Origin of the sequence: Thermococcus sp. (assembly GCF_027023865.1) — an archaeon.
In the GTDB taxonomy this organism is placed as follows: Archaea; Methanobacteriota_B; Thermococci; order Thermococcales; family Thermococcaceae; genus Thermococcus.
On record NZ_JALVUC010000019.1, the window covers coordinates 87,949 to 110,075 of the forward strand.

At 53.4% G+C, this 22,127-nt stretch carries 21 protein-coding genes; 13 read left to right on the forward strand and 8 right to left on the reverse strand.

The window, feature by feature from the left end; genetic code table 11:
- Window positions 1-5 precede the first annotated feature (5 nt).
- Genes MV421_RS06115 through MV421_RS06125 form a run of 3 tightly spaced genes read left to right on the forward strand, consistent with a single transcriptional unit; the run spans window position 6 to window position 3,456 of the window.
- On the forward strand, window positions 6-473 hold the full coding sequence (locus MV421_RS06115; RefSeq protein ID WP_297417405.1) for a PIN domain-containing protein: 468 nt from the start codon (window positions 6-8) through the stop codon (window positions 471-473).
- Window positions 466-669, forward strand: a complete 204-nt coding sequence (locus tag MV421_RS06120; protein WP_367184461.1) for a PIN domain-containing protein — start codon at window positions 466-468, stop codon at window positions 667-669. The genes MV421_RS06115 and MV421_RS06120 overlap by 8 nt, the downstream gene beginning before the upstream one ends.
- A 3-nt stretch (window positions 670-672) precedes the next feature.
- Window positions 673-3,456, forward strand: a complete 2,784-nt coding sequence (locus MV421_RS06125) for a DEAD/DEAH box helicase (protein WP_297518011.1) — start codon at window positions 673-675, stop codon at window positions 3,454-3,456.
- Window positions 3,457-3,510: 54 nt separating this feature from the next.
- Here MV421_RS06125 and MV421_RS06130 read toward each other — a convergent pair whose 3' ends face one another.
- Window positions 3,511-4,563 (reverse strand): M20/M25/M40 family metallo-hydrolase, encoded by a 1,053-nt coding sequence (locus MV421_RS06130; protein ID WP_297417640.1) that lies wholly within the window; start codon window positions 4,561-4,563, stop codon window positions 3,511-3,513.
- Window positions 4,564-4,696: 133 nt separating this feature from the next.
- Between MV421_RS06130 and MV421_RS06135 the strand changes: the two genes are divergently transcribed.
- Complete coding sequence (locus MV421_RS06135) at window positions 4,697-5,419, forward strand: MBL fold metallo-hydrolase (RefSeq protein ID WP_297417358.1); 723 nt, start codon at window positions 4,697-4,699, stop codon at window positions 5,417-5,419.
- Window positions 5,416-5,661, forward strand: coding sequence for a DUF504 domain-containing protein (locus tag MV421_RS06140; protein WP_297417355.1), 246 nt, complete (start codon window positions 5,416-5,418; stop codon window positions 5,659-5,661). The genes MV421_RS06135 and MV421_RS06140 overlap by 4 nt, the downstream gene beginning before the upstream one ends.
- Window positions 5,662-5,676: 15 nt before the next feature.
- On the opposite strand, the gene MV421_RS06145 is transcribed toward MV421_RS06140, so the two are convergent.
- Window positions 5,677-6,627 (reverse strand): ferritin family protein, encoded by a 951-nt coding sequence (locus MV421_RS06145; protein ID WP_297503135.1) that lies wholly within the window; start codon window positions 6,625-6,627, stop codon window positions 5,677-5,679.
- Window positions 6,628-6,695: 68 nt separating this feature from the next.
- On the opposite strand from MV421_RS06145, the gene MV421_RS06150 reads away from it, so the two are divergent.
- Complete coding sequence (locus MV421_RS06150) at window positions 6,696-7,454, forward strand: YchF/TatD family DNA exonuclease (RefSeq protein ID WP_297417353.1); 759 nt, start codon at window positions 6,696-6,698, stop codon at window positions 7,452-7,454.
- A gap of 22 nt (window positions 7,455-7,476) precedes the next feature.
- Window positions 7,477-7,776, forward strand: coding sequence for a DUF3216 domain-containing protein (locus MV421_RS06155; RefSeq protein WP_297417350.1), 300 nt, complete (start codon window positions 7,477-7,479; stop codon window positions 7,774-7,776).
- An 18-nt stretch (window positions 7,777-7,794) separates the two neighbouring features.
- On the opposite strand, the gene tsaA is transcribed toward MV421_RS06155, so the two are convergent.
- Entirely contained in the window at window positions 7,795-8,187 is a 393-nt protein-coding gene (gene tsaA / locus MV421_RS06160) for a tRNA (N6-threonylcarbamoyladenosine(37)-N6)-methyltransferase TrmO (protein WP_297417347.1), read from the reverse strand.
- A gap of 1 nt (window position 8,188) precedes the next feature.
- Entirely contained in the window at window positions 8,189-9,733 is a 1,545-nt protein-coding gene (locus tag MV421_RS06165; protein ID WP_297417344.1) for a dihydropteroate synthase-like protein, read from the reverse strand.
- A gap of 90 nt (window positions 9,734-9,823) precedes the next feature.
- Here MV421_RS06165 and MV421_RS06170 point away from each other — a divergent pair, with 90 nt between their 5' ends.
- Genes MV421_RS06170 through MV421_RS06185 form a run of 4 tightly spaced genes read left to right on the forward strand, consistent with a single transcriptional unit; the run spans window position 9,824 to window position 16,837 of the window.
- Window positions 9,824-11,494 carry an ATP-binding protein gene (locus MV421_RS06170; RefSeq protein ID WP_297417341.1) on the forward strand — a complete coding sequence of 557 codons (1,671 nt, stop codon included), beginning with the start codon at window positions 9,824-9,826 and terminating at the stop codon, window positions 11,492-11,494.
- 9 nt (window positions 11,495-11,503) lie between these two features.
- Window positions 11,504-12,952 carry a metallophosphoesterase gene (locus MV421_RS06175; RefSeq protein ID WP_297417338.1) on the forward strand — a complete coding sequence of 483 codons (1,449 nt, stop codon included), beginning with the start codon at window positions 11,504-11,506 and terminating at the stop codon, window positions 12,950-12,952.
- The gene (gene rad50, locus MV421_RS06180) at window positions 12,928-15,612 is read left to right on the forward strand and encodes a DNA double-strand break repair ATPase Rad50 (protein ID WP_297503116.1); all 2,685 of its coding nucleotides are present in this window, start codon (window positions 12,928-12,930) and stop codon (window positions 15,610-15,612) included. Before MV421_RS06175 ends, rad50 begins: the two co-directional genes overlap by 25 nt.
- The gene (locus MV421_RS06185; RefSeq protein ID WP_297419034.1) at window positions 15,599-16,837 is read left to right on the forward strand and encodes a DNA double-strand break repair nuclease NurA; all 1,239 of its coding nucleotides are present in this window, start codon (window positions 15,599-15,601) and stop codon (window positions 16,835-16,837) included. The genes rad50 and MV421_RS06185 overlap by 14 nt, the downstream gene beginning before the upstream one ends.
- 29 nt (window positions 16,838-16,866) lie before the next feature.
- On the opposite strand, the gene gyaR is transcribed toward MV421_RS06185, so the two are convergent.
- Window positions 16,867-17,874 (reverse strand): glyoxylate reductase, encoded by a 1,008-nt coding sequence (gyaR, locus tag MV421_RS06190; RefSeq protein WP_297518155.1) that lies wholly within the window; start codon window positions 17,872-17,874, stop codon window positions 16,867-16,869.
- Between the two features lie 58 nt (window positions 17,875-17,932).
- On the opposite strand from gyaR, the gene rlmD reads away from it, so the two are divergent.
- On the forward strand, window positions 17,933-19,198 hold the full coding sequence (rlmD, locus tag MV421_RS06195; RefSeq protein WP_297419028.1) for a 23S rRNA (uracil(1939)-C(5))-methyltransferase RlmD: 1,266 nt from the start codon (window positions 17,933-17,935) through the stop codon (window positions 19,196-19,198).
- Window positions 19,199-19,203: 5 nt separating this feature from the next.
- Here rlmD and rnhB read toward each other — a convergent pair whose 3' ends face one another.
- From rnhB to MV421_RS06210, 3 genes are read right to left on the reverse strand one after another with little or no spacing between them, the layout of a single operon-like run.
- Window positions 19,204-19,911, reverse strand: coding sequence for a ribonuclease HII (gene rnhB, locus MV421_RS06200; RefSeq protein WP_297419025.1), 708 nt, complete (start codon window positions 19,909-19,911; stop codon window positions 19,204-19,206).
- A gap of 4 nt (window positions 19,912-19,915) precedes the next feature.
- Entirely contained in the window at window positions 19,916-20,737 is an 822-nt protein-coding gene (locus tag MV421_RS06205; RefSeq protein WP_297419020.1) for a metal ABC transporter permease, read from the reverse strand.
- A complete protein-coding gene (locus MV421_RS06210) occupies window positions 20,734-21,528 on the reverse strand; it encodes a metal ABC transporter ATP-binding protein (protein WP_297419045.1) in 795 nt (264 codons plus the stop codon). The genes MV421_RS06205 and MV421_RS06210 overlap by 4 nt, the downstream gene beginning before the upstream one ends.
- A 204-nt stretch (window positions 21,529-21,732) precedes the next feature.
- Here MV421_RS06210 and eif1A point away from each other — a divergent pair, with 204 nt between their 5' ends.
- Window positions 21,733-22,101 carry a translation initiation factor eIF-1A gene (eif1A, locus tag MV421_RS06215; protein ID WP_297419043.1) on the forward strand — a complete coding sequence of 123 codons (369 nt, stop codon included), beginning with the start codon at window positions 21,733-21,735 and terminating at the stop codon, window positions 22,099-22,101.
- Window positions 22,102-22,127: the final 26 nt, after the last annotated feature.

Below are 22,127 nucleotides of genomic sequence, written 5' to 3' on the forward strand. Positions count from 1 at the left end.
AAGAGATGAACATCAAACGTCCTATTGAGGAGAAAGAATGGAGAAGATTGTTAAAGGAGTTTACAGGCACGGAGATTATACTGCTGGACGATGTTGAACCCTGGGTAGGGGACAAACTGGTAATCAAGATAGCCGGGAGAGAAGAGTTAATAAAAAACTCGCCGGGAGACTGGGAGAGGCTAAAGCAGACGACGTGGAAAGGTTTCTCGGGGAGATGCTTGATGAGGATTCTCCTTGACACGAACGTTCTCTACAGCTATCTCTTTGAGACACCACTCACTGAAAAAGCGACAGCGATTCTCCTGAGGGCAGAGGAGCTTTATGTAAGCACCATGGTCCTCAACGAGCTATATTACTCCTCCATGAGGAGAAAGGCCGGGAGAATTTGGCATCACATCTTACCGAAAGCTCAAGGAATTCCTTTCAAAGAGCAGATATGGGCCGTTCTATGGAGACTTCAAGGCGATAGATGAAACTCTAGAACTTTTATGGATTAAGGTTCTTCCAGATTCGCAGGACTGGGGGCTTGTAAAGAGACTGATGTCCAAGTACGGCCTCCTTCCGAACGATGCAACTATACTAGGCACTTGCATAGGACACGGCTTCGATGGCCTTGCCACCTTTGATGAGGACTACCGGAAGGTTCAAGAAGTAAAACTACTTCCCTAAACCATGCATCCCCTCCTCAAAAAGGCAATCAAGGAGCGCTTCGGGAAGCTCAACAGGCTCCAGCAGGATGCGTTCAAAGAGGTTAATGGGAAAAAGAGTGTTTTAATCATCGCTCCAACCGGTTCCGGAAAAACGGAGGCCGCTGTTCTTCCAGTCTTCGACGAAATCCTTGAGAAGGACCTTAGACCCATAGCAGCACTATACATCGCCCCGCTCAAGGCTTTGAACAGGGATCTACTGGAGAGGCTCGAGTGGTGGGGACAGAAGCTTGGGATACGCGTCGAGGTGAGGCACGGCGATACATCTGCCTACAGGAAGGCCAGACAGACAAAGAACCCACCTCAAATGCTCATCATCACCCCCGAAACCCTTGGCGTTATCCTAACGGTTAAATCGTTTAGAAAGCATCTTGGAAACGTTAAGTTTGTGATAATAGACGAGATAGCCGAGCTGGTGGACAACAAGCGCGGGGCACAGCTCCTTCTAAACCTCGAGCGACTCGCAGAGATAACGGACTTCAGGAGAATTGGGATGACCGCCGCGGTCGGCAACGAGGAGGAGATAAGAAAGTGGCTGAAGGCCGACACCACGGTAAAACCCCCGTGGAAAAAGAACTACCGCTTCCACGTCCTCTACCCCATACCAAATGGGGGAGATGAACAACTTGCAGAGGAGCTGAGCCTCTCGCCGGATATAGCGACCAGGCTAAGGCTCCTCTGGGAAATCGTTGAAAAGCACGGAAAGGCACTCATATTTACCAACACGCGCCAGTTCGCAGAGATCTTGGCCCACCGCCTCAAGGCTTGGGGGAAGCCAGTGGAGGTTCACCACGGTTCACTCGCCAAGGAGGCGCGCGTTAAAGCGGAAAATGCACTGAAGGAAGGTAAAATCCGGGCTTTAATCTGTACTTCATCGATGGAGCTGGGGATAGACATAGGTGATGTTGACGTTGTGATTCAATACATGAGTCCCCGCCAGGTCAACAGGCTAGTCCAGCGCGCGGGAAGGGCAAAACACAGGATTGGGGAGGTCAGCGAAGCCTACGTCATCACATCCAACGTCGAAGACTACCTCCAGAGTCTGATAATAGCGAAGTATGCACTGGAAGGCCGTTTTGAAGCGGTTGAGCCGATGGGCGGCCTCGACGTCCTCGCTCACTTCATCGTTGGGGTGCTCATCGAGTACAAGCGTCTGTCGCGAGAGAAACCCTACGAGATAGCGAGGAGGGCCTACGTTTACAGAGAGCTAAGCTGGGAAGACTACCTCGACGTCCTTGGTGTTCTTGAGGATGCAAGGCTGGTGGGCTACGACAAGGAGAAAAACCTCCTCTATCTCCGCAGAGGAGCGTTCCAGTACTACTACGAGAACCTCTCAACGATACCGGATGAGGTTTCCTGGAGGGTTTTGGATGCCGGGAGCGGGCACATAATCGGAAGGCTTGATGAGAGATTTGTGGTGGATTTGGAGGAGGGCATGGACTTCGTTATGAACGGACGGAGCTGGATAGTGCTAAAGATAGACGATGAGAGCCGGTTGATTAAAGTCCGCGAGAGCAGAAGCCTAGAGAGTGCGATACCGAGCTGGGAGGGTGAGATGATTCCAGTTCCCTTCGGCGTTGCCCTCGCCGTCGGCAGGCTGAAAAGGGAGCTGGCCTTTGACTTCGAGAAGGCGAAGGAGCTTTTAAAAGGCGTCGATTTCAGGGAGGAGGAAATGAGAAGGGCATTCGAGGAGATAAGAAGCGAGCCATTCTCGACAGACATGGACATCATTGTGGAGAGCACGCCTAAAGCGCTTGTAATCCACGCGGACTTTGGCAACAGAGCGAATGAGGCCCTTGGGAGGCTCGTACACTCCTTCCTGATCCTCCGCTACGGCAGGGTCTTCTCCGTCAGGGCACAGGCCCATGCGGTTGTGTTTAAAACACCCTTCCAACTGAACCCAGAGGAGGCCAAGGGCTACCTCTACGGGGATCCAGAGAGGCTGGAGTTCATAGTTTCAAGGGCCCTCCGGGATTCCCACGCCTACCGCTGGAGGATGTTGAACGTGGCGAAGCGCTTCGGTGCTCTGAGAAGGGACGCGAGGATCAGGAGGATAGAGAGGCTCTTTGAGGGAACGGTAATCGAGAGGGAGACTCTGAACGAGCTGTACCACGACAAGGTTGACGTGAGGAAAGGAAAACTTGTCCTCGAAATGCTCAAGGGGAGTACTATGAGGGTGAAAACGGCCCTCAGAAGGGAGCCATCGACGCTGGCAAGGCTCAACATGACCGTAGGCGGGGAGTTCCTGCTGAGTGGAACCCTTGAGAGGGATGAGATCCTTGAGCTGTTCAGGAACAGACTACTCGACCATGAGGTAGTTCTGGTCTGCACAAACTGCGGCTGGAACTCGAAGACGAAGGTTTCACGACTGAGGAGCATCAAAAACAGAGAATGCCCGCGCTGTGGCTCGAGGATGTTAGCGGTTGCCCACCCAATCGATGCCGAGGAATTTTTGCCTGTCTTGGATAAGGTTCGCCACGGAAAGCCTCTCGAAAGGAAGGAGGAGAGAGTTTACAGGAAACTTCTGAAAGCAGCTGACCTGGTGGACGCCTACGGCTTCGAGGCGGTTTTGGCACTGGCCAGCTACGGAACCGGCCCGGACACCGCGGCGAGAATTCTGGCACAGTACAAGGGGGATGCACTTCTGGTAGCCCTCATGGAGCGTGAGAGACAGTTCATCAGGACGAGGAAGTTCTGGGTGGATCAAAAGGAGAAGGGCAAAGAAGGAGAAAACGTGGGTGAATCGTAGGCTGCCTTTCTAACTCCCCCCTTAACCGGTGGGAGCTACTAATAAGAATTACCCTCACTCACCACCATAAACTTCGTTGAGGACCTTGAGGAACTCGCTCGCCGTAACAACGTCCCTGACGTCTATGTGCTCGTTCTTCGTGTGTGAGATGTCGAGGTTGCCGGGGCCAAAGACTATGGTTTTCGTCCCGTTGTACATGAAGTTTATCGCGTCGGTCCAGCTCCTCATGCCACCGAACTCGTCTATATCAGTTTTCTCCATCGCCTTTTTAGCGAGCTGAACTATCTCCTCGCCCTCATCAAGCTCGTAGCCGTCCCATATCTCGGCATACTCGTATTTTAGTGTGTATTCATCTAGAATCGGGTTGAGAAGGTCGAGTATGTCCTCGGCTTCCTGGTTCGGGAGAAGGCGAGCCTCAAGGCGGCCTTTACAGAACGTAGGAATCAAGTAGATGGGATTCTCGCAGATTAGCTCCTGTATGCCAATGTGCGGGTCGAAGTACTTGCCCTTAGCTTTGAACGGCTCGAGCTTCTTCATCTCCTCGAGCATCTTGTAGGTTTCCTCTATGGCGTTGACACCGCCCTCGGGGCACGCTCCATGGGCCTCCTTCCCATCAACCTCGAAATAAGCTTCAATGTTGCCAGCGTGGGCTACGTGGACTTCCAAGTCTGTAGGTTCGAGCACGACGGCCATCTTGGGCTTGTAGCGCTCCATAAAGAGGGCAGAGCCTCTTCCTCCGAGTTCCTCGTCGCTGACGAAGACCACTCCAACGTTGAGGTCTTTGCCTTCTTTCTTCAGGCTCTCAAGCATGAGGAGTATCGCGGCTGCTCCACCCTTTATATCGCTCGAGCCTGTTCCGTAGATTATGTTTCCCCTGACGAAGGGCTCCTCCCTCATTGGAATCGTATCAACGTGAACTTCATAGAAAAGGTCCGCGTCGGGGTTCACAACTAAGTCTATTATCTCGCCGTCGCTCTCGATGCGAACGTCGTAATCAAGCCTGTGAAGGAACTCCATGATGTGGAGCATTATCCTGTCCTCTCTGCCTGACGGAGAAGGGATTTTTAAAAGCCGAAGGAGTATCTCCTTCGCGCGTTCGGTCTTCATTTGGGTCACCTAATTGGTCTTCGCGGTTGAGTTTATAAACATCGCCGCGTAATCCGATGGGGCGATGAAGAGATTCATCCCTTCCGACGGGGTGATGGGGGAGTGGCCCCCTCAAGCCCCTAGAGGTGAGAGCATGAAAATAAGCTCCATAGAGGGGTTCCCGAGGGAGTTGGTGCCCGTTGAGCTCCCGCCCCACACTGTGATGCTCCGTGGAATAGCGTGGGACTCGAACATCTACCTCGTGCGGGACGGTGACGAGGCCCTGATAATAGACACCGGGACGGGGGTCAACTGGCACGTCTACACCAAAATCTGGGAGAGGGAAGGTCATCTCAACGGAGTGAAGAAAGCCTTCATTTTCAACACTCACGAGCACTTCGACCACGTCGGGGGAAACAGACCACTGAAGGGATGGCTAGAAAGGAAGGGTATTGAAGCCCTCTTCGCCGCCCACGAAACAACCGCGAAAACCCTTGAGAAGGGCGACGATTACGTCATCCTCGCCTACTCCTATGGGAGGAGATTCGAACCGCAGAAAGTTGAGTTAAAGCTCAAGGAGGGAGACAAGCTCAGAATTGGCTCTTTAGAGCTTGAGCTGATCCACACACCTGGCCACACCACCGGAAGCTCATGCCTCTACCTCGACGACGGAGAAACGAGGATTATGTTCACAGGGGACACGGTTTTCAAGGGCACGGTGGGGAGAACGGACCTTCCCACCGGGAACGGCCGGGAATTGAGGGAGAGCATTGAGAAGCTCTCGGATTTCGAGGTGGACTTCGGTCTCCCCGGACACGGTAGGTACATAGACAACTGGAAGGGGAACCTCACGAAGATACTGGGGTGGCTTCCATGAGGAAGGGATCCGTCAAGGAGGTGCTGGCGAGGATCAAGTACGACCCGCGCGAGGATGAAAGTGATTATTATATTATCATTGAGCACCGCGGGGCCTATGGAGACGTGAAGAGGATTCCAGTTGATGCGATAGAACTCGGTCATGGATACTTCTTCGTCGGCGACGCCCAGATACCATACCACCGCATCCTGAGGGTCGTTAGGAATGATGGTAGAGTAATCTGGGAGACGAGGAAGCTATAAGCTCAATCTATTACTTCAAGCTCCGATTCGAGTATCGCCCACTCCCTCTCGGGCAGGGCATTCTCCTTGGCGTGGACGAGGAGGTAGGAGCCTGACACAATTAGCAACGTCCCTGAGAATAGAAACCATGTCAAAAGCCCTAACAAACCCCCCGCTCACGACTATCGTCTCGAAGTTCTCGATGAGGAGGACAGCATTCTCACTCTCAAGGAGGTCCACCAAGTCGGTTTTCGAGCTGATGAGGGAGCCTGGAGTTACCACCCCTTTAACGGGCGCGGAGCTTACCCAGACCGCGTTGATATCATCACGCTTGAACCAATCGAATAGCCTCTTCGAAGGATCCCTACTGAAAACGTAGGGCTTAAGACCTTTTCCCATCAGGTCGAGGAGCATGTAGCGGGCCTTTATTCTGTCCGGGAAAAGGTAGCCACCGGGCGAGACATCCTCCGGGAGCATTTTTCTGGCATTGAAGCCGGCAAGCAGGTCGTAGGCCTTCTTAAGGCGTTCGTAGTGGTTCTTCTCCATGTCCGCGAGCTGGGCGAACAGAACCCTGGAATCCTCGCGTGTTGCCTTCTGAGAGAGGAGTTCGTAGGTCTGCTGGGCGAACAGCTCGCTCTGCATGCAATACCCGAGTGCCCCAAGGTAATCATCCACCGTCTCAAACTCCGGGTAGAAGGGCGCAACCTCAATGGGGGGAGCGTCAACCTTAACAGGTTCCTCATCAGAATACAGCTTTTTGAATAGGGAATAAAGTCTGTCGTGGTGTTCCTGGCTCTCGTCGGCCATCTGGATGAAGAGGATCTTTATACTCTCCCTGCCGGCGTGTTCCGCCAGTTTGCGGTAGTACTCAACCTCGTCTCGCTCGTTGAAGATGGCGTAGCTCAGTATCTCCTTAACCGGTCGGTCTCTAAGGGTCTCTATAACCCTCTCCATGTATCTCTTGAGTTCAGGCGACAGGTGCGGCATACTCAATCACAATTACAGATACCGCCCTCAGCAGAAAAGCTTTTCTACCCGGTTCAGAAGTCCCAACCATGATAGACGCCCACTGTCACGTCGAGATGTTCAAGGGAAACGCTGGAGAAGTCGTCGAGGAGAGCAGAAAACACCTGAAGGCAGTGGTCGATTCCATCACGGAATACAGGAAGTTCCACGTCTGGAAGAGCTGGGAGCTGCTCAGGCCCCACTTTGGCTTCGTTCACCCAACACTGGGCTACGCGCCGAACGAGGCCAGAAGGGGCAACTGGGAGAAGGTCGAGAGGGTGGGAGCCTTCATCCGCGAGCACGCCGGTGAGATAGTGGCCCTGGGTGAAATAGGGCTGGACTTCTACTACGCGAAGACCGAGGAGGAGAGGAGGAACCAGAGAGGGATTTTCCACCACTTCCTAAGCCTGGCCGCCGAGCTGGACCTTCCCGTTGTCCTCCACGCGCGAGACGCCGAGAGGGAGGTCTTTGAGGAGACTCAGAGAGCCGGTGTAAGGGCCTACTTCCACTCCTATGCGGGGAGCGTTGAGCTGGCTAAAGAAGTAGCCGAGAACGGTCACATAATCGGCATCAACACGGGGATAGACTTCATCCCAGCAGTCAGAGAGGCGGCCGAGGTTTTACCGCTTGAGAACATCGTCGTCGAGACTGATTCACCATACATGAGCCCCTACAAGGGAAAGAAGAACTACCCGTGGAACGTGGATTACGCAGTTAGAAGGATAGCGGAGCTTAGGGAGATGGAGTTTGAGGAAGTTGAGAGGGTCACCGAGAGAAACGCGGTGGGGTTTTTTGGACTCAAGCTCTGAGGAAAGAAGGGGGTGTGATAAAATGACCGTTGAGGTTCCAGAGGTTGAAGAGGTCAGGAAACTGCTTGAAGAGCTTGACGAGAAAGCACTCCTGGCGAGGCTTGACTCGTTCGTAACACTGAACGATGGACTTGAGACAAAGAGAGGTGAGGACTACATAAAGCTCTCAATTCTGAGTTTTCTCGAGGGCCTGCTCACAAGCCTCAGAATGAAGTACCCCAAAAAGGAGGAGAGAGTGGGAAAACTTTACGAGGAGATAAAGGCAAAGAGGATGGAACTGGATGAGCTATTCAGAAAACCCGCTATGCAGAATCTTAAATAAAGGGGAGGCAGAGATCGCTTAGCGGAAAAGGGAGAGTGAAGTCTGGGGACAGTCCAACCTCTCAACAAAGGGTTTAATATCCAAAACCGGTGTCCCATCCAGGGCGTCTATGTCCTCGACTTTCAGTTTCCCATCTGTTATCTCCAGTATTCTAACGGTGTAGACTGCTATCGGGTTAGGTCTAACCGGGGAGCGGGTTGAAAAAACTCCTCTAAGTGGGTTTTTAGGGTCACCGCGAGGGTGAACCTTTAGGATTCTCCTTTTCTCTGGTGTATCAGAGAGATGAAACCAAAGGAGGAGTTTTACAAAATTACCCTCCTTCAGTCCATCGAGCCCCTCAATGAACTCGGGCAACAGTTCAACCAACGTTCCGTTCTCTTTTTTGACGTAACCTATTGGAAAGATGTCCATCCTAGCACCCCCTTTTATAGAACCTCTCAAAAAGCTCGACCTCCTGCACGTAGCTCCTGCGGAGGTTCAGTGCCGTATATGCCCTCTCAAGCTCCCGCCCGAGGTAGAAGGCGTGCCTTGGGCTTATCTCGAAGTGTTCCAGGAGGGTATCGATTATCGCGCTGGGCTCCTCTCCGGTTATCGTGAGCACTACCTTTGTCCCGCGGTGGGCGTTCATCCAGATTTTACCGCTCTCGACCCAGACCCGGAAGTAAAGGGGTTCGAGCTTAACGGGTCTTTCTTTGGCTTCTATTATCTCCCCGGCAGGCTCAAACTTCCACTCCGCAGGCTTCTTTTCCTTGAGCACCAGTAGGTCGAAGCCGAGGTCTTTGGGAAGGTCGAAGAGGTTCATATCTATAGCGCGCCTCAGCTCCCTAACAGACCCCCTCGCCTTGGCGCTAACCTCCGTTGTGAGGAGGAGGTTTATCGAGAGTTCCTTTGCGATTCCAGCGAGCAGAGCGTTTATGCCAATGCTATCCGCGTCGTAAAGCTCCACCACGTTTCCAACGCCCGCAAGTAGAACGTCATCGGGGTTCCTCTCGCGATAGAACTGGAAAGCCGTGATGGAGCGTGCTAGGTGGGGTACGTGCTCAAGGATGAGGTCAGGGATTACCGTTTTGTAACCCAAATCAAAGGCCCTCTCCTTCAGCCTTTCGAGGAAACCGACGCGCTCGCCCGGTTTCGTTGGGAAGAAGCCCTCCCTCTGGTTCGTCGGAATTAGAACGACCGGCTTTTCGGTTACAAGCCCCTCAATGTTGCCCTCATCGACGCTGAGGAAGAGGTCAACGTAGTCAAGGGCCCTTTCAATCTCGGCTGTGTTGAGCGAGTCAAAGCTTATCGGGACTTGGAAGCCGTTCTCTTTGAGTCGCTCGCGGATTTCCGGGATTTCCTCGATGAAGTCGGGGTTGGTCTCCCCGGCAACCATGCCGATGTCGATTATATCGACACCCTCACGGAGGTAGTAGTGGGCCTTCTCGACGGTCTTTTCAACGCCGAGCTTAGGAGCGTCCACAACCTCCCCCAGAATCCTCGCAGGGAAGTCCCTTCCAGCAGGGAGGTTTCCGATGAGGACGTTCCAGGGCTTTTTGAGGGCATTCTCGATGTAGCGCTCGTTCCTCGTTTTGTTTCGAATGTCTTCCACCCTCTTAAGCGCATCAACGGAGAAGAGGTCGTCGGCGGGAAGTTCTTTGCTCAGCTTGAAGCCCTCACTTAAGGCTTTGAGTGTCTGGGGCAGATCAATCGCGTTCCTCGGTCCCTTGAAGGTAGGGATACCAAGTTCGTCCTCTATGACCTGGGCCGAACCACGGACGAGGCCCGGAATGAGTATTAGGTCGTAGTCCTCACTCCGGACTCCGGCCTTTCTCAGGTAGTGCACTATAAGCTCAGGTGTGAGGAAGGCCGCGACACTGATCGGTGTAACGAAGACCTCGCATCCCTTCCCGTACTTCCTCACGAGAGGCTCGGCGAGCCTGCCGGTGACGAGGAGGATCCTTCGGGCGTTCTCCATGGAAAGGGATTGATGGGATAGCTTTTAGGGGTTACGGTTTCAGGCGAAAGGTTTTTGTTCCAACAGGGGAAATCAACTAAAGGTGGTAATATGGAGCGTGATAACCCCGTTGGAATCGTGTTCGGTGAATCGACCACCGACCACTTCACGTTCATAGTGAACCCGAAGAACGGGCTTCCCCGCTTTGGGGAGTTTCTCATAGCAAGAAACAGGGATGGGGATGAGGTTTTAGCCATTCTGAAGTCGATAAGAAACGTCAACTGGCTTATGGACGCAGGAAGGGGGAGCTACGATTACGTTGAGAAGACGGTCAACGTTTTCTCGAAGGGCGTCTTAGACAAGAGTGAGGAGATACTCGCGACGGCGAAGGTTTTAGGTGTTCTCAGAAGAATAAGCGGGGAATTTCTCACCAAACCTGCCCCCAACCGCGTCCCTATAAAGCCGGGTGAGAAGGTTTATCTCGCGAGGGATGAAGACCTGGAGAGAATTTTCTCGCAGGGGCACCTACGGCTCGGGAGGCTGATAGCGAGGGAGAACGTTGAGGTCAACCTCGACGCAAACAGGTTGGTTTCGAGGCACTTCGCGGTTCTGGCCGTCACCGGCGCCGGAAAGTCCAACACCATATCGGTTCTCACGAAGGAACTTGTGAGCAACGTCAACGCGACGGTTGTCCTCCTCGACCCCCACGGCGAGTACAGGCATTTGAGCTGGCCCGGCGCTCGCGTGAACCCGATAAAGGCCACTATAGACCCCGGGAGGATAAGGCTCAGCGAGTTCGCCACGCTCCTTGGGATAGCCGAAAACGCCAGCCTTCAGAGACGCTTCCTTGGGCTGGTTTACAGAACCGTCAGGGAAGAGATGCGCAGGAAGGGGCGCATTGTAGGAGGAATGGACTTCATCCACGAGATGGAGGACAAGATAGAGGAGTGGATACGCGTTTACGAGAACACCGACGACAAGGTCATCTACTACTACGACGAGAGGGGCATCGAGACGCCGAGGAAGATACAGGCGAAGGACCTCGACTCCCTGATAAGACTAAAAGATTATTTAAGCGAGCTTCGTGCCAACTTCGGCGAGTTCATAAGCCCGATCAACGTCCTGAGTGAGATAAGACCCGGAATGGTGAACGTCATAGATCTGAGTGGCATGGAAGAGGATCAGATGATAACCCTCGCGAGCTTTGTTCTCAGGGGAATCCTCAAGAACCGCATCGACTACATAAAGGCCGCCAGAACCAACGACAGGACCACGATGAGGGAGATAGCCGAGGAGTATCCGGCTGTGAAAAAGCCCCTGCTGGTTATAGCTGAGGAGGCACACATATTCGCACCAAGGGGTGAAAAGAACCCGGCAACGCTCTGGCTCGGCAAGATTGCCCGCGAGGGCAGGAAGTTCGGAGTCGGCCTTGGCATAGTCTCACAGAGGCCGAAGAAGCTGGACGACGACATCCTGAGCCAGACCAACACGAAGATCATCCTCAAGCTCGTCGAGCCGAACGACCAGCGCTACGTTCAGCAGGCAAGCGAGCAGATAAGCGAAGATCTGCTGAGCGATATTGCTTCCCTAGGTGTTGGTGAAGCGGTGATAGTCGGCTACGCAATAACGATCCCGGCGATGGTAAAAATATACAGCTTCGAGAAGGACATGAAGGGCCACTACGGCGGTGGGGACATCGATATAGTCGCTGAGTGGCTCGAGGGGAAGGACGAGGAAGAGAACACGACGGAAGAGGAGGCTATAAAGGCTCTCCCGCTGTGAGGTGTCACTATGAAGTTCGCGCACATCGCCGACGTTCACCTTGGGAGGGAGCAGTTCAACCAGCCCTTCCGCTATGACGACTACCTCAAGGCCTTCCGCGAGGCCGTCGAGAAGTCTGTAAAGGCCAACGTTGATTTTATACTCATCGCCGGAGACCTCTTCCACGTGAGCAGACCGTCGCCGAGGACGATACGCGATGCCGTCGAGATCCTTGAACTGCCGAGGAAAAAGGACATCCCGGTTTTCGCGATAGAGGGCAACCACGACAAGACCATAAGGGAGACGTCAGTCTTCGACCTTCTCGAGCACCTTGGGCTGGTATACACCGTTGGCCTCAAGAGGGAGCCAAGGAAGGGTGAGTTCCAAGAAAGTAAAAGGCTTTCCGAAAACCGTTATCTCGTATGGGGAAAGATCGGCGACCTTGAAATCCACGGACTGAGGCACCACACGCGCTGGCAGCTCATAAGAAAAGAGGGCTCTATTAATGTTCTCAAAACCCTGTTCAAGGGAAAGAAGGGGATTCTAATGCTCCACCAGGCAGTTGACTACCTGGCCAAGGACACGCCCTATCAAGATGCGTTCGACCTCAGACTGAGCGAACTCCCGGACGGATTCTCCTACTACGCCCTCGGGCACATCCACGTCAGGAGGATTGCGGAACCTTCTCAAACTGGATTAAGCGGTCCCCTGGTTTATCCCGGCTCCTTAGAGAGGACCGAGGTTAGGGAGGCAAGCCACCTAATCCGCTATTCCACGAGGGACAGGAAGCCAAAGGTAATGGAGAACCGCGAGCCTAAAGGATTCTACATCGTTGAGGACTTCCAGCCGGAGTTCGTGGAGGTCGGGACGAGGCCATTCTACTCGGTCAGGGTTGAAGGGAACAGCAAAGCCGAGCTGAGGAGGAAGGTCGAGGAGGTTTCATCGCTCATCCCAAAGGACGCCATTGCAGTAATAACGCTAGAGGGGACAATTAAGGGGGGTGTCGCCTTAGCTGAGTTCAACGACCTGCTCAGGGATTCCGGGATAAAATACTACACGTTCAGAAGCAGGGTCGTTGGGGAGGCAGTTCTATCAAAGGAGAGATTAAGCGAGGAGGAGCTGTTCACGGAGTGGGAGAAGGAACTGCTGATGCACCTTCGCGTCCCTCCGAAGGAGTTCTCAGAGGGGATTTCGGAGTTCATCCCTTGGCTAATGGAGAGGTATGGGAAGGGGATACCAGCGAAGGCCGTGATTTCGAAGAAGACCCCAACGACATTGGAGGCAAAGAAAGAAAAAATAGCGAAAGCTGGGGAAAAAACCTCCAAGAAGGAGACTAAAGCCCCTGAGAAACCACCTAAAGGTAAGGAACCAGCAAAAAGGGAGAAGCTCGGGAAGGAAGAGAACGACAAAAAGAAACCCACCCTAAAACCCAAAAATCCAGCAAGCCTCGACGCATGGCTGAGGAGGGATACGCCGTGAGGGTAAGGAGGATTAAAATCAAGAACTTTAAAGCACACGAGAAGAGCGAGGTTGAGTTCAGCGACGGTATAAACCTAGTGATAGGTCAGAACGGTGCAGGGAAGAGCTCAATCCTCGAGGCTATCTTCACGGCCCTTTACATGGGGCATCCCAGCTTTCCAAGGGGTTACCTCCAAACCAACACCCGCGTTAACGCCAAGGGAGGCATAGCCCTCACTTTGGAGTTCGAGCACAACGGGAAGACCTACAAAATAGCCCGGGACACTAAAAAGAGTGAACTCCTTGAAGACGGCTCACTGATAGCGGAGAAAAGCTCGGATATAGCCCGCTGGGTGGAACGTAACGTCTACCCGATGCAGGTTTTTACCAACGCCCTCTACATAAGACAGGGCGAGATTGAGGGTTTAATCACGAACCGCGAGGTGATGGAGAGGGTTCTAAGGAAGGTTTTGGGCATAGAGGACTACGAAAACGCCGAGAGGAACGCGGCTGACCTAATAAGGGAATTGAGGAGAAAAAGGGAGTACTTAAAGAAGCTCATCGAGAGGAAGGCTGAGGTTGAAGAGGGCCTCCATGATGCCGAGAAGCGCTTCTCCGAGACGCTGAAGCGGATAAGAGAGCTGAGAGAGAGGATGAGAAAGCTCGAAGTGGAATTCAAGGAAGCGGAAAAAGAGTACTCCTGCCTCAAAGCTCTGAAGGAGAAACTCGAAGAATTGGGGAAGAAGAAGGCCATTCTCGAGCAGATGATAAAAGCCGAAGAGGATAGAATAGCGGACTACGAGGATCATATTTCCGAGGTCAAGAAGGAGATAGAGGAGCTTGAGGAGAAGTTCTCCCGTCTAAAGGAGCTCCAACCTCTGGAGAAGGAGTACCTCAAGCTGAAGTCCCTCCTTTCTCTCAAGGATGAGCTCGCGAAACTTGAACTCTCGGAAGCCAAGTTGACTGAAAAGAAAAAGACGCTCGAAGAGAAAACCTCCAGGATTGAAGGGATCTCCAAAAAGATAGTCGAACTAGAGAAAGATGAGACGACCCTCAGGAAAACCTACGAGGAACTTAAGCGGAAGAACTCCCTTCACCAACGCGCCCTCCAGTTGAAGACTGAGGCGGAGAGGTACAGGAAGGAACTTGAGAAGGCGAGGACCACCCCTGATGAGATCGAAGAAAACCTGAAGACCGTTGAAAAGGCGAAGGAAGACCTAGAAAACCTACGTGAGGAAGCGGCAAGGATAAGGGAGGAGATGGCAAGCCTCAAAGGGCTGAAGGAGAGCCTCCTAGAGAACCTCTCAAAGCTTGAGGGGGCGAAAGTCTGTCCACTGTGCAAGAGACCCATCGGGGAGCACGACGAGGGGGAGATAAAGGCTGAGTACAACGCAGAGATAACTTCCATCGAAAAGAAGCTGATGAGACTTGAAGAGAAGCTGAAGAGGCTCCAAAAGGGAGAACCAGAGCTAAGGAATATTATCAAGAAGGAACCAATGCTCATAAGGCTGAAGAAGACCGCCGACCTGCTGAGGGAGGCCGAGGAGAAGCTTTTCGAGTACGATTTGGAGGAGCTTGAAAAGGCCGCCGAGGAGTTTGAAGATACCAAGGCAAGGCTAATCGAGATAAAGAAGGAGCTGAGACAGTTCAAGGAGGAGCTTGAAGAGTTTGAAGACGCCAGAAAAGAGCTTGATGAGGTAAAGAATAGGCTCGCCGATATAGGAATACAGAAGGAGGAGATAGAGAAGAAGCTGGAAAAGGAAGGCTTTACCTCCTTTAACGGGGTTGAGGTGAGGCTTAAAGAACTCGAGCCAGCCTACCGTGAGTACCTGTCCCTGAAGGGGGTTCCAGAACAGCTAACGAGAGCCAGGGAAAAACTTACCTTCATTGAGCGGAAGCGTGAAGAAAGCGTTAAAACCTTTGAGGAACTGGAGGGGGAGTCAAAGGAGCTGGCGGCGGAAATAGAAAAGCTCTCAAAGGAATTCTCGGACGACAATTACAGGGAGGCCGAAAAGAGATACATGGAGAGTGCGAGGGAGCTTGAGAAGGCGAAGGCAGAGCTTAAAGGGGCGGAAGAACTTAGAGACGAGGTTGCCAAGCTCCTCGACGAGCTGAAAGCCAAGGAAAAGGAAATTGAAGATGCGGAGAAGGAGATAGAAACCGTCGAGAAGGCCATAGCGGATATGACAATCTTTAAGGAGAAGGTGGCAAGGCTCAAGGCGGAGGAGGAGCTTCGCGGGCTGGAGGAGGTTCAGAAGCTCGCGGGAGAAACCTTCTCGGAAATGACAGAGGGCAAGTACCAGGGGATAAAGCTCAAACGGGAAAAAAAGTACGGAAAGGAGAGGATAGAGCTGAAGGTGCTCTACGCCGGGAACGAAGTTGGTTTGGAGTTCCTAAGTGGCGGTGAGAGGATAGCACTCGGTTTAGCGTTCCGCCTGGCGCTCTCGCTGTACAAGGTAGGAAACCTTGAGCTACTGATTTTGGATGAGCCAACACCCTTCCTCGATGAGGAAAGACGGAAGAAGCTCATAGAGGTAATTTCCAGTCAGCTCAGGAAGATACCGCAGGTGATAATAGTTTCCCACGATGAGGAGCTGAAGGACGCCGCCGACTACGTCATCCGCGTGGAGAACGCCGGCGGAAAGAGCAGGGTGGAGGTTGAGAGCCTTGGAGCGTATTGATGACAGGCATATTGAGGAGATCAGACACTTCCTTGAGGAGAGCCGCGGAGAGCTTGAAAGGCTCGTCCCCCTCGTGAGAAAGCACTACCGGTGGGGGAATCTTCCGGAGCCTGAAAAGGCAAGCGTTTACGCCGTGGATGGTAGCAGGATGGCGAGGAGGTTGAGCGGGGCGATAATCTACGCCGTTTCAGCTTCGGCCGTCGGCGACGACATCTACTACTGGAACGACATCGGAACGCTTTTTCCCTACAGCAACGCCGACGACAGAATAAGGATTCACATGGACACCCTGGAGAAGAGGGTGGGTGCACTGGCCGCGGAAACATCGGACCTCGTGCTGATGGACGGCACGATAAGCGGCGCCATAATAAGACCCCCCCACTACGCCAACTCAACGACTCGGAAACTCTACACCGCCCACGGAAGAAACCTGCTCGAGGCCTCGCTGGATTTTCTTGAGGCACTGGACCTCAAGTGGCGCGAGTGGAGGCGCGAATTCAAGAAGGGAATTGTTTCCGGCCCGTCCCTGCTCGCCCGTGGAAGGGAAGGAAAGAGCGTTTTCCAGGTACTCATGGAGAAAGGCTCGAAAAGCCTGAAGAGAAACCTCTGGTGGGTGGCTGATACAGAGAACTTAATAGTCCTCTTTGAGTACCTCGAGTATCTCCACGCCCTTGACAAACTTCTGGGGGGAGAAATAGCCTCGGTGGCCAAGACGTTCTACCGCTCCGACATCATACAGACCGTTGCAGAGAGAGAAAAGCTGAAAAAGGTTCCGATAATGGTGGATACCCCTGTTGTCGCTTCCCTGACCGATAGAAAAGGCTACCTGCGCTTTTCATCGAAGGTCGGCTCAAAGGAGGCACTGGCCCAGATGATCCTCGACCTAATGGAGCACGGTTTTTTCAAGAATCTGCGCGACATCCTCGTCCTCAATGGAAGGAAGATAGAGGGCGCGAGGATAAGGCCTGCCTACGTGCGCTTCGCCGACGGCGGCTTAATTTACCTCCTTGAGGTACCGGAGAAACAAGACTTCGAGGAGACGCTTGCGAAGATCCTCTCGGTGGCAGAGGACGAGTACGTAATCCCACTCGAATACGCTCACCACTCCGTCGTCATAAAGAAGAAGGAGTTCGATGCATATGTCAACGCGGTGCTGAGCGCACTGGTTGGTGAGGATGAGCGCTTCCTCGACTTCTTAAGATATGGGAGGGAGCCGCTGGAGTGAGAGGACGAATAACGTGCCGGATTAGCCCTTCACTGTCTAAAGCCAGGCTTTCTTACTTTTACAACCTCTCCGTTAACCAGAGTCGGCGGGACCTCGCCGTTCTTGAAGGCTATTAGGTTCCTTGCCACAAGCTCCGCCATGCACTCCCTCGCCCCGTAGGTTGCACTCCCTATGTGAGGAGCTAAAACCACGTTCTTCAGTTTAAACAGCTCCTCGTGGTAGTAAGGCTCCTCCTCGAAGACGTCCAGGCCGGCAGCGGCGATCCAGCCCTCCTTCAAAGCTTTCACCAGCACCTCGGTGTCAACCACCTTTCCGCGGGCTATGTTTACCAGAATCGCGGTCGGTTTCATAAGCTTAAGGCGCTCCTCGTTTATCATATGATACGTCTCCCTCGTGAGCGGGACCGCTAAAACCACGAAGTCACTCTCCCCCAGCAGTTCTTCGAGTGGCCTGAACTCCACACCGAGCTCCTTCTCAGCCTCCGACTTCCTGCTCCTCGCGGTGTAAAGGATTCTCATGCCGAAACCCTTGGCGCGCCTCGCTATCGTCCGTCCTATCCTCCCGAAGCCCACTATTCCGATGGTCTTTCCGTAGACGTCGTGGCCAAGGAACATGAGCGGGTGCCAGGCGACTCCTTTCTCCTCCCACTCACCGGAGCGGACGAATTTATCGGCCTCAACGAGCCTTCTGGCGGTAGCCAAGAGAAGCGTCCAGGCAAAGTCGGCGGTGGCGTTCGTGAGCACGTCGGGTGTGTTCGTGACGTAGATACCGCGCTTCGTGGCTTCTTTAACGTCAATGTTGTCGTAGCCGACGGCGTAGTTCGCCACAATCCTCAGCCTTGGGGCGGCGTCGAAAACCTCCTCATCAATCCGCTCGCTGAGCATCGTGACGAGGGCGTCAACCTCACGGATCTTCTCAAGGAGAACCTCCCTAGGTATCTCGTGCTCATCTTCCCAGATCTCGACCTCAAAGTGTTTCCTGAGTAGTTCTAATCCGTTCTCGGGAATCTCCCGCGTGATGAGAACCTTCGGTTTCATCGACACCACCGTAAGAACTTTGGGTGAGGTATAAAAATGCTGTCCCGTACTGGATACCATGATGTTCAAGGGTAGAGTGGGTGGCATCAGCGATGACGGCCTTGGGATGCTTAAAGTTGGGGGTAGGAAGTTCTACGTCCCGTTCGCTTATCCCGGCGACGTTGTGCAAGTTTGGAAGGCAAAGCGCCGCTTCGGTAGGAGAATCGCGCTGGATTTCGAGGTTATCGATGAATCCCCACTGAGGCATGGGGCGAGATGTCCCCACTTTGGAACCTGTGGCGGTTGCCTCTGGCAGGGGCTGAAGTACAAGGAGCAGCTGAGGCTAAAGGCAAAAATTTTTGAAAGGATAACCGGAGTAAAGGCCGAGATAAAGAGTTCCCCCAAGATTTGGGGCTTCAGAAACGTGAGCAACTTCATAGTTATAACCAGCGGGATAGGGCTAAAAGGGTACGGGAATCCCCTAGGAGTGGTCAACCTCCGCGAGTGCCCGGTATTCTCGAAGAGAACGCAGGGATACCTCCGCGCCCTCAGGGGTTTTCTGAAAGAGACCGGTTTAAGACCCTGGAATCCCAGGGAGAAAAGCGGCGAAATCCATTACCTCCAAATCAGAGAGGGGAAGTTCACTGGCGAGGTCATGGTAACCCTCATAGCCCACGTGAAGCCGTCAAATGAGATTCTGAAGGCTTTCAATGACCACTTCTCTCAAGCGGATTCCATCTACTGGAGCCTAAAGGTCGATGGGAGGGACGATCCACGCGGCGAGGCAGGGCTTATAGCTGGAAAACCTTACATACGTGAGCGGGTTAAGGACGTCACCTACTTTCTTCATCCAAACTCTTTCTTCCAGACGAACAGCTACGCCCTGCCGCTCCTCCTGAAGGCCGTTGAAGGCTCCACCGATGGTGAGAGAGTTCTGGACCTCTACTCCGGCGTTGGAACCTTCGGTGTCTGGCTCGCGAAGAGGGGATTTAAGGTTGAAGGCGTTGAGCTGAACCCCTTCGCGGTTGGGATGGCCAATAGAAACGCGGAGCTGAACGGTGTTGACTCCATCTTCAGAGTTGGGAAGGCTGAGGAGACGCCCATCAGGGATTACGACACTGTTATAGTGGATCCGCCGAGGAAGGGGCTGAAAGAAGCGGCCGAGCTTCTCGTGAAAAGTGGAGTTGAGAAGGTCATTTACGTCTCTTGCAACCCGAAGGCGTTTAAACTCGACTACGAGAGGCATCTCAAGGGTGTCTATCATATAGACGGGGCGATTCTCATCGACATGTTTCCGCATACGCCGCACGTTGAGGCGGTGGTGGAGCTCGTGAAGAAGGAATAGGGACCTTAGCCCCCATCCTGCAGGAAAGTGTCAATGCTCGTCTGGCCGGCTTTCTTCGGTTCCCGTCCTTTCACATCACCTTCCAGCTTCTCCGCGATCTTCTTCAGCGTTTTCCAACTCCTCCTGACTATCGGCGGGAAGTTGCTGTGCTCGCGGTAGTATTCCTCAAGGAAGGCCCTTGTCCGCGGGTCGCTGGGGTAGCCACTCCCTATCTCGCCGTACTCCTCCTTCAGCCTCTCTATCGCCCTGTCACGGGTGACTTTCGCGAGGATTGAGGCGGCGGAAACGGGGATGAACTTGTCGTCTGCTTTATGTTCCGCCACGATCTCCGCCTTAAAGTCCAGACCTTTCCTAATGTCCTCGCCGAAGCGGGCCTCCTTAACGTCTGCGGCGTCTATGTAGACCACGTCGGGTTTCACTTTGAGAGAGTTCAAAGCTTTGATAAAGTTCTCGACCTCAAACTCATTGAGGGTGCCTTTCCTTGAGTCTATCTCCTCGGGCCAAAGTTCTATGAGTACGTAATCATCGATGAGTTTGATGATCTCGTTGTAGAGCCTCTCGCGTCGCTTTGGCGTCAGCCTCTTCGAGTCCCTGACACCGAGATCCGCCAGCTTTGGAACGTTATCTTCATCAACGACGACGGCCGCTATGACCATCGGGCCGATGACCGGTCCCCTGCCAGCCTCATCTATTCCAGCCAGCTTCCGTCCCACTTTTTCACCTCCTTAGGAGAAGCGTCCCGTATATCAGCCCCAGCATTATCGTCGCCAGACCGCTGGGTGGGATGTTAGTGAAGTAAGCGAGGGCAACCGAGGAGAGCTGAACGCCGAGGGTAACCAAGAGGCTCATTCCAAGCACCTTCCGCAGGTCACTGCTCACCATGAGGGCTATGGCTCCAGGGAGAACCGCAACCACCTGGAGGGTTATCAGGCCGACAGTTTGGACGATCAAGGCACCGATGGCACCAACTATGGTGTAGAGAATCATGAGGTAGGCGGTTGTGTTGCCACCGTAGCTCTCCATTCCGTCGGGATCAAAGCTGAGGTAGAGGAAGTCGCGGTAGAGGACGAGTATGATGAAGAACAGTACTGCACCGCCGATGGAGAGCGCCTCAAGGTTGGAGAGTGTAATCAAGAAGATGTCACCGGTGAGGTATGAGACTATATCCTCGCTCAGGGGAAAGTAGGGTCTACCGGCCATTACGTTGTAGAGGACACCGAAGCCCAAGACGGTCAGTCCGGCAGCGAAGCTCGCCACTATGCCAACCGCCGAATCCGGAGAAAACCCGCGCTTTTCAAGGTATGCTATGAGGAGGACAACCACAAGGGTGACAAACAGGGCCGTTAGCATGACTAGTGACAGGTTCTCAAAGATCAGGGCGAGTATCATGCCTAAAACCGCGCCGAAGAGAAGTGAGTGGAAGAGGGCATGGGTGAGGAAAGCCAGACCCTTCGTGTTTATCAGAGGGCTTAACATGCCCAGCAGGACGCTCACCATAATGCTCGCAAGGAAGGCGCGGAGGAGATACTCGGGAATCACTTCCCCCCACCCCCATGTCTGTAGAGATGGACATCGCCCGTAATGCAGAAAAGCTTTCCGCCGACTGGAATAACCCTCGCCAGGGGGCCATAGACCGATTTAACGACATCGTCCGTGAGAACATCCTCCGGCTTTCCAAAGGCTATTAACCTCCTGTTTATCAGCATAACCCTGTCACCAATGTCCAGTAGTGGGTTTATGTCGTGGGTCGTGATGACCATCGTGAGACCCTTCCGAGACTTTATCTTGCTGAGAATTCTTGCAACCTCAGCCCGGGCACTGGGGTCAAGTGATGAGAGGGGTTCATCGAGGAGGAGAAGCTTGGGATCGCTTATGAGTGCCCTCGCTAGGAGGATCTTCTGCTTCTGGCCACCGGAGAACTGGGAGAAGAGGCGCTCACCGAGTCCGTCGAGACCTACGAACTCAAGGGCTTCTTCTGCCCTCCTCATAGTCTCGGGTGGGATTTTGAAGTGAACGAAGCCCCTCCTGTAGACCGCACCCATCGCGACAACTTCGAGTGCCGTCAAAGGGACGCGTTCATTGAGGCTGTGGCTTTGAGGCACATAACCTATAAACTCACGCGCCTCACAGGGGTTCTTTCCAAAAACCTCAAGCTTTCCGGTGTACTCCCTGTGGAAGCATGATACGGTTTTGAGTAGGCTGGTCTTGCCTGCACCGTTCGGTCCAAGGAGGAGGAGCGTCTCACCCTTCTCAATGGAAAAACTCACTCCTCCTAGGGCAGGCTTTCCGTTGTAGAGTATCGTGAGGTTCTCTGCGGTTATGGCCTCCATTTCCATCTCCATGTTCATGTTAAGGAGGTCATTTTTAAACTTTCATGCGGTTATAGTGGACAAGAATGTGTACTGAAAGGTTCTTCCAAAAAACCGAAAGTGGGTTGCAAAAATTTTAAAAGCACCAACCCATACCCCAATTATAAAATTTTTGCAAGGCTCAGGTTTATAAGGCTCAAAGTTGAGCGGAGGGAGGTGATGATAATGGCGTATCACAGGCGTGGGAACAACAATAGGAAAAAGAAGAGCAGACAGGTTCAGGGAAATGAGGTGATTCGAGTTCCCCTACCGAGGAACGGGCAGATCTTTGGAGTAATCGAGCAGGCCCTTGGTTCGGGCTGGATGGACGTCCGCTGCTCGGATGGCAAGATAAGGAGATGCAGGATCCCAGGCAAACTCAAGAGAAGGATGTGGATGCGCGTTGGCGACGTTGTCATAGTCCAGCCTTGGGATGTTCAGAGCGACGAGCGCGGCGACCTCGTCTACCGCTACACGAGAACCCAGGTTGACTGGCTCCTGAGGAGGGGCAAGATAAGCAGGGAGTTCCTCACCGGCAGCGAACAGCTGTTCTGAATTGGCCTCTCAGCGACAGGCAGTGA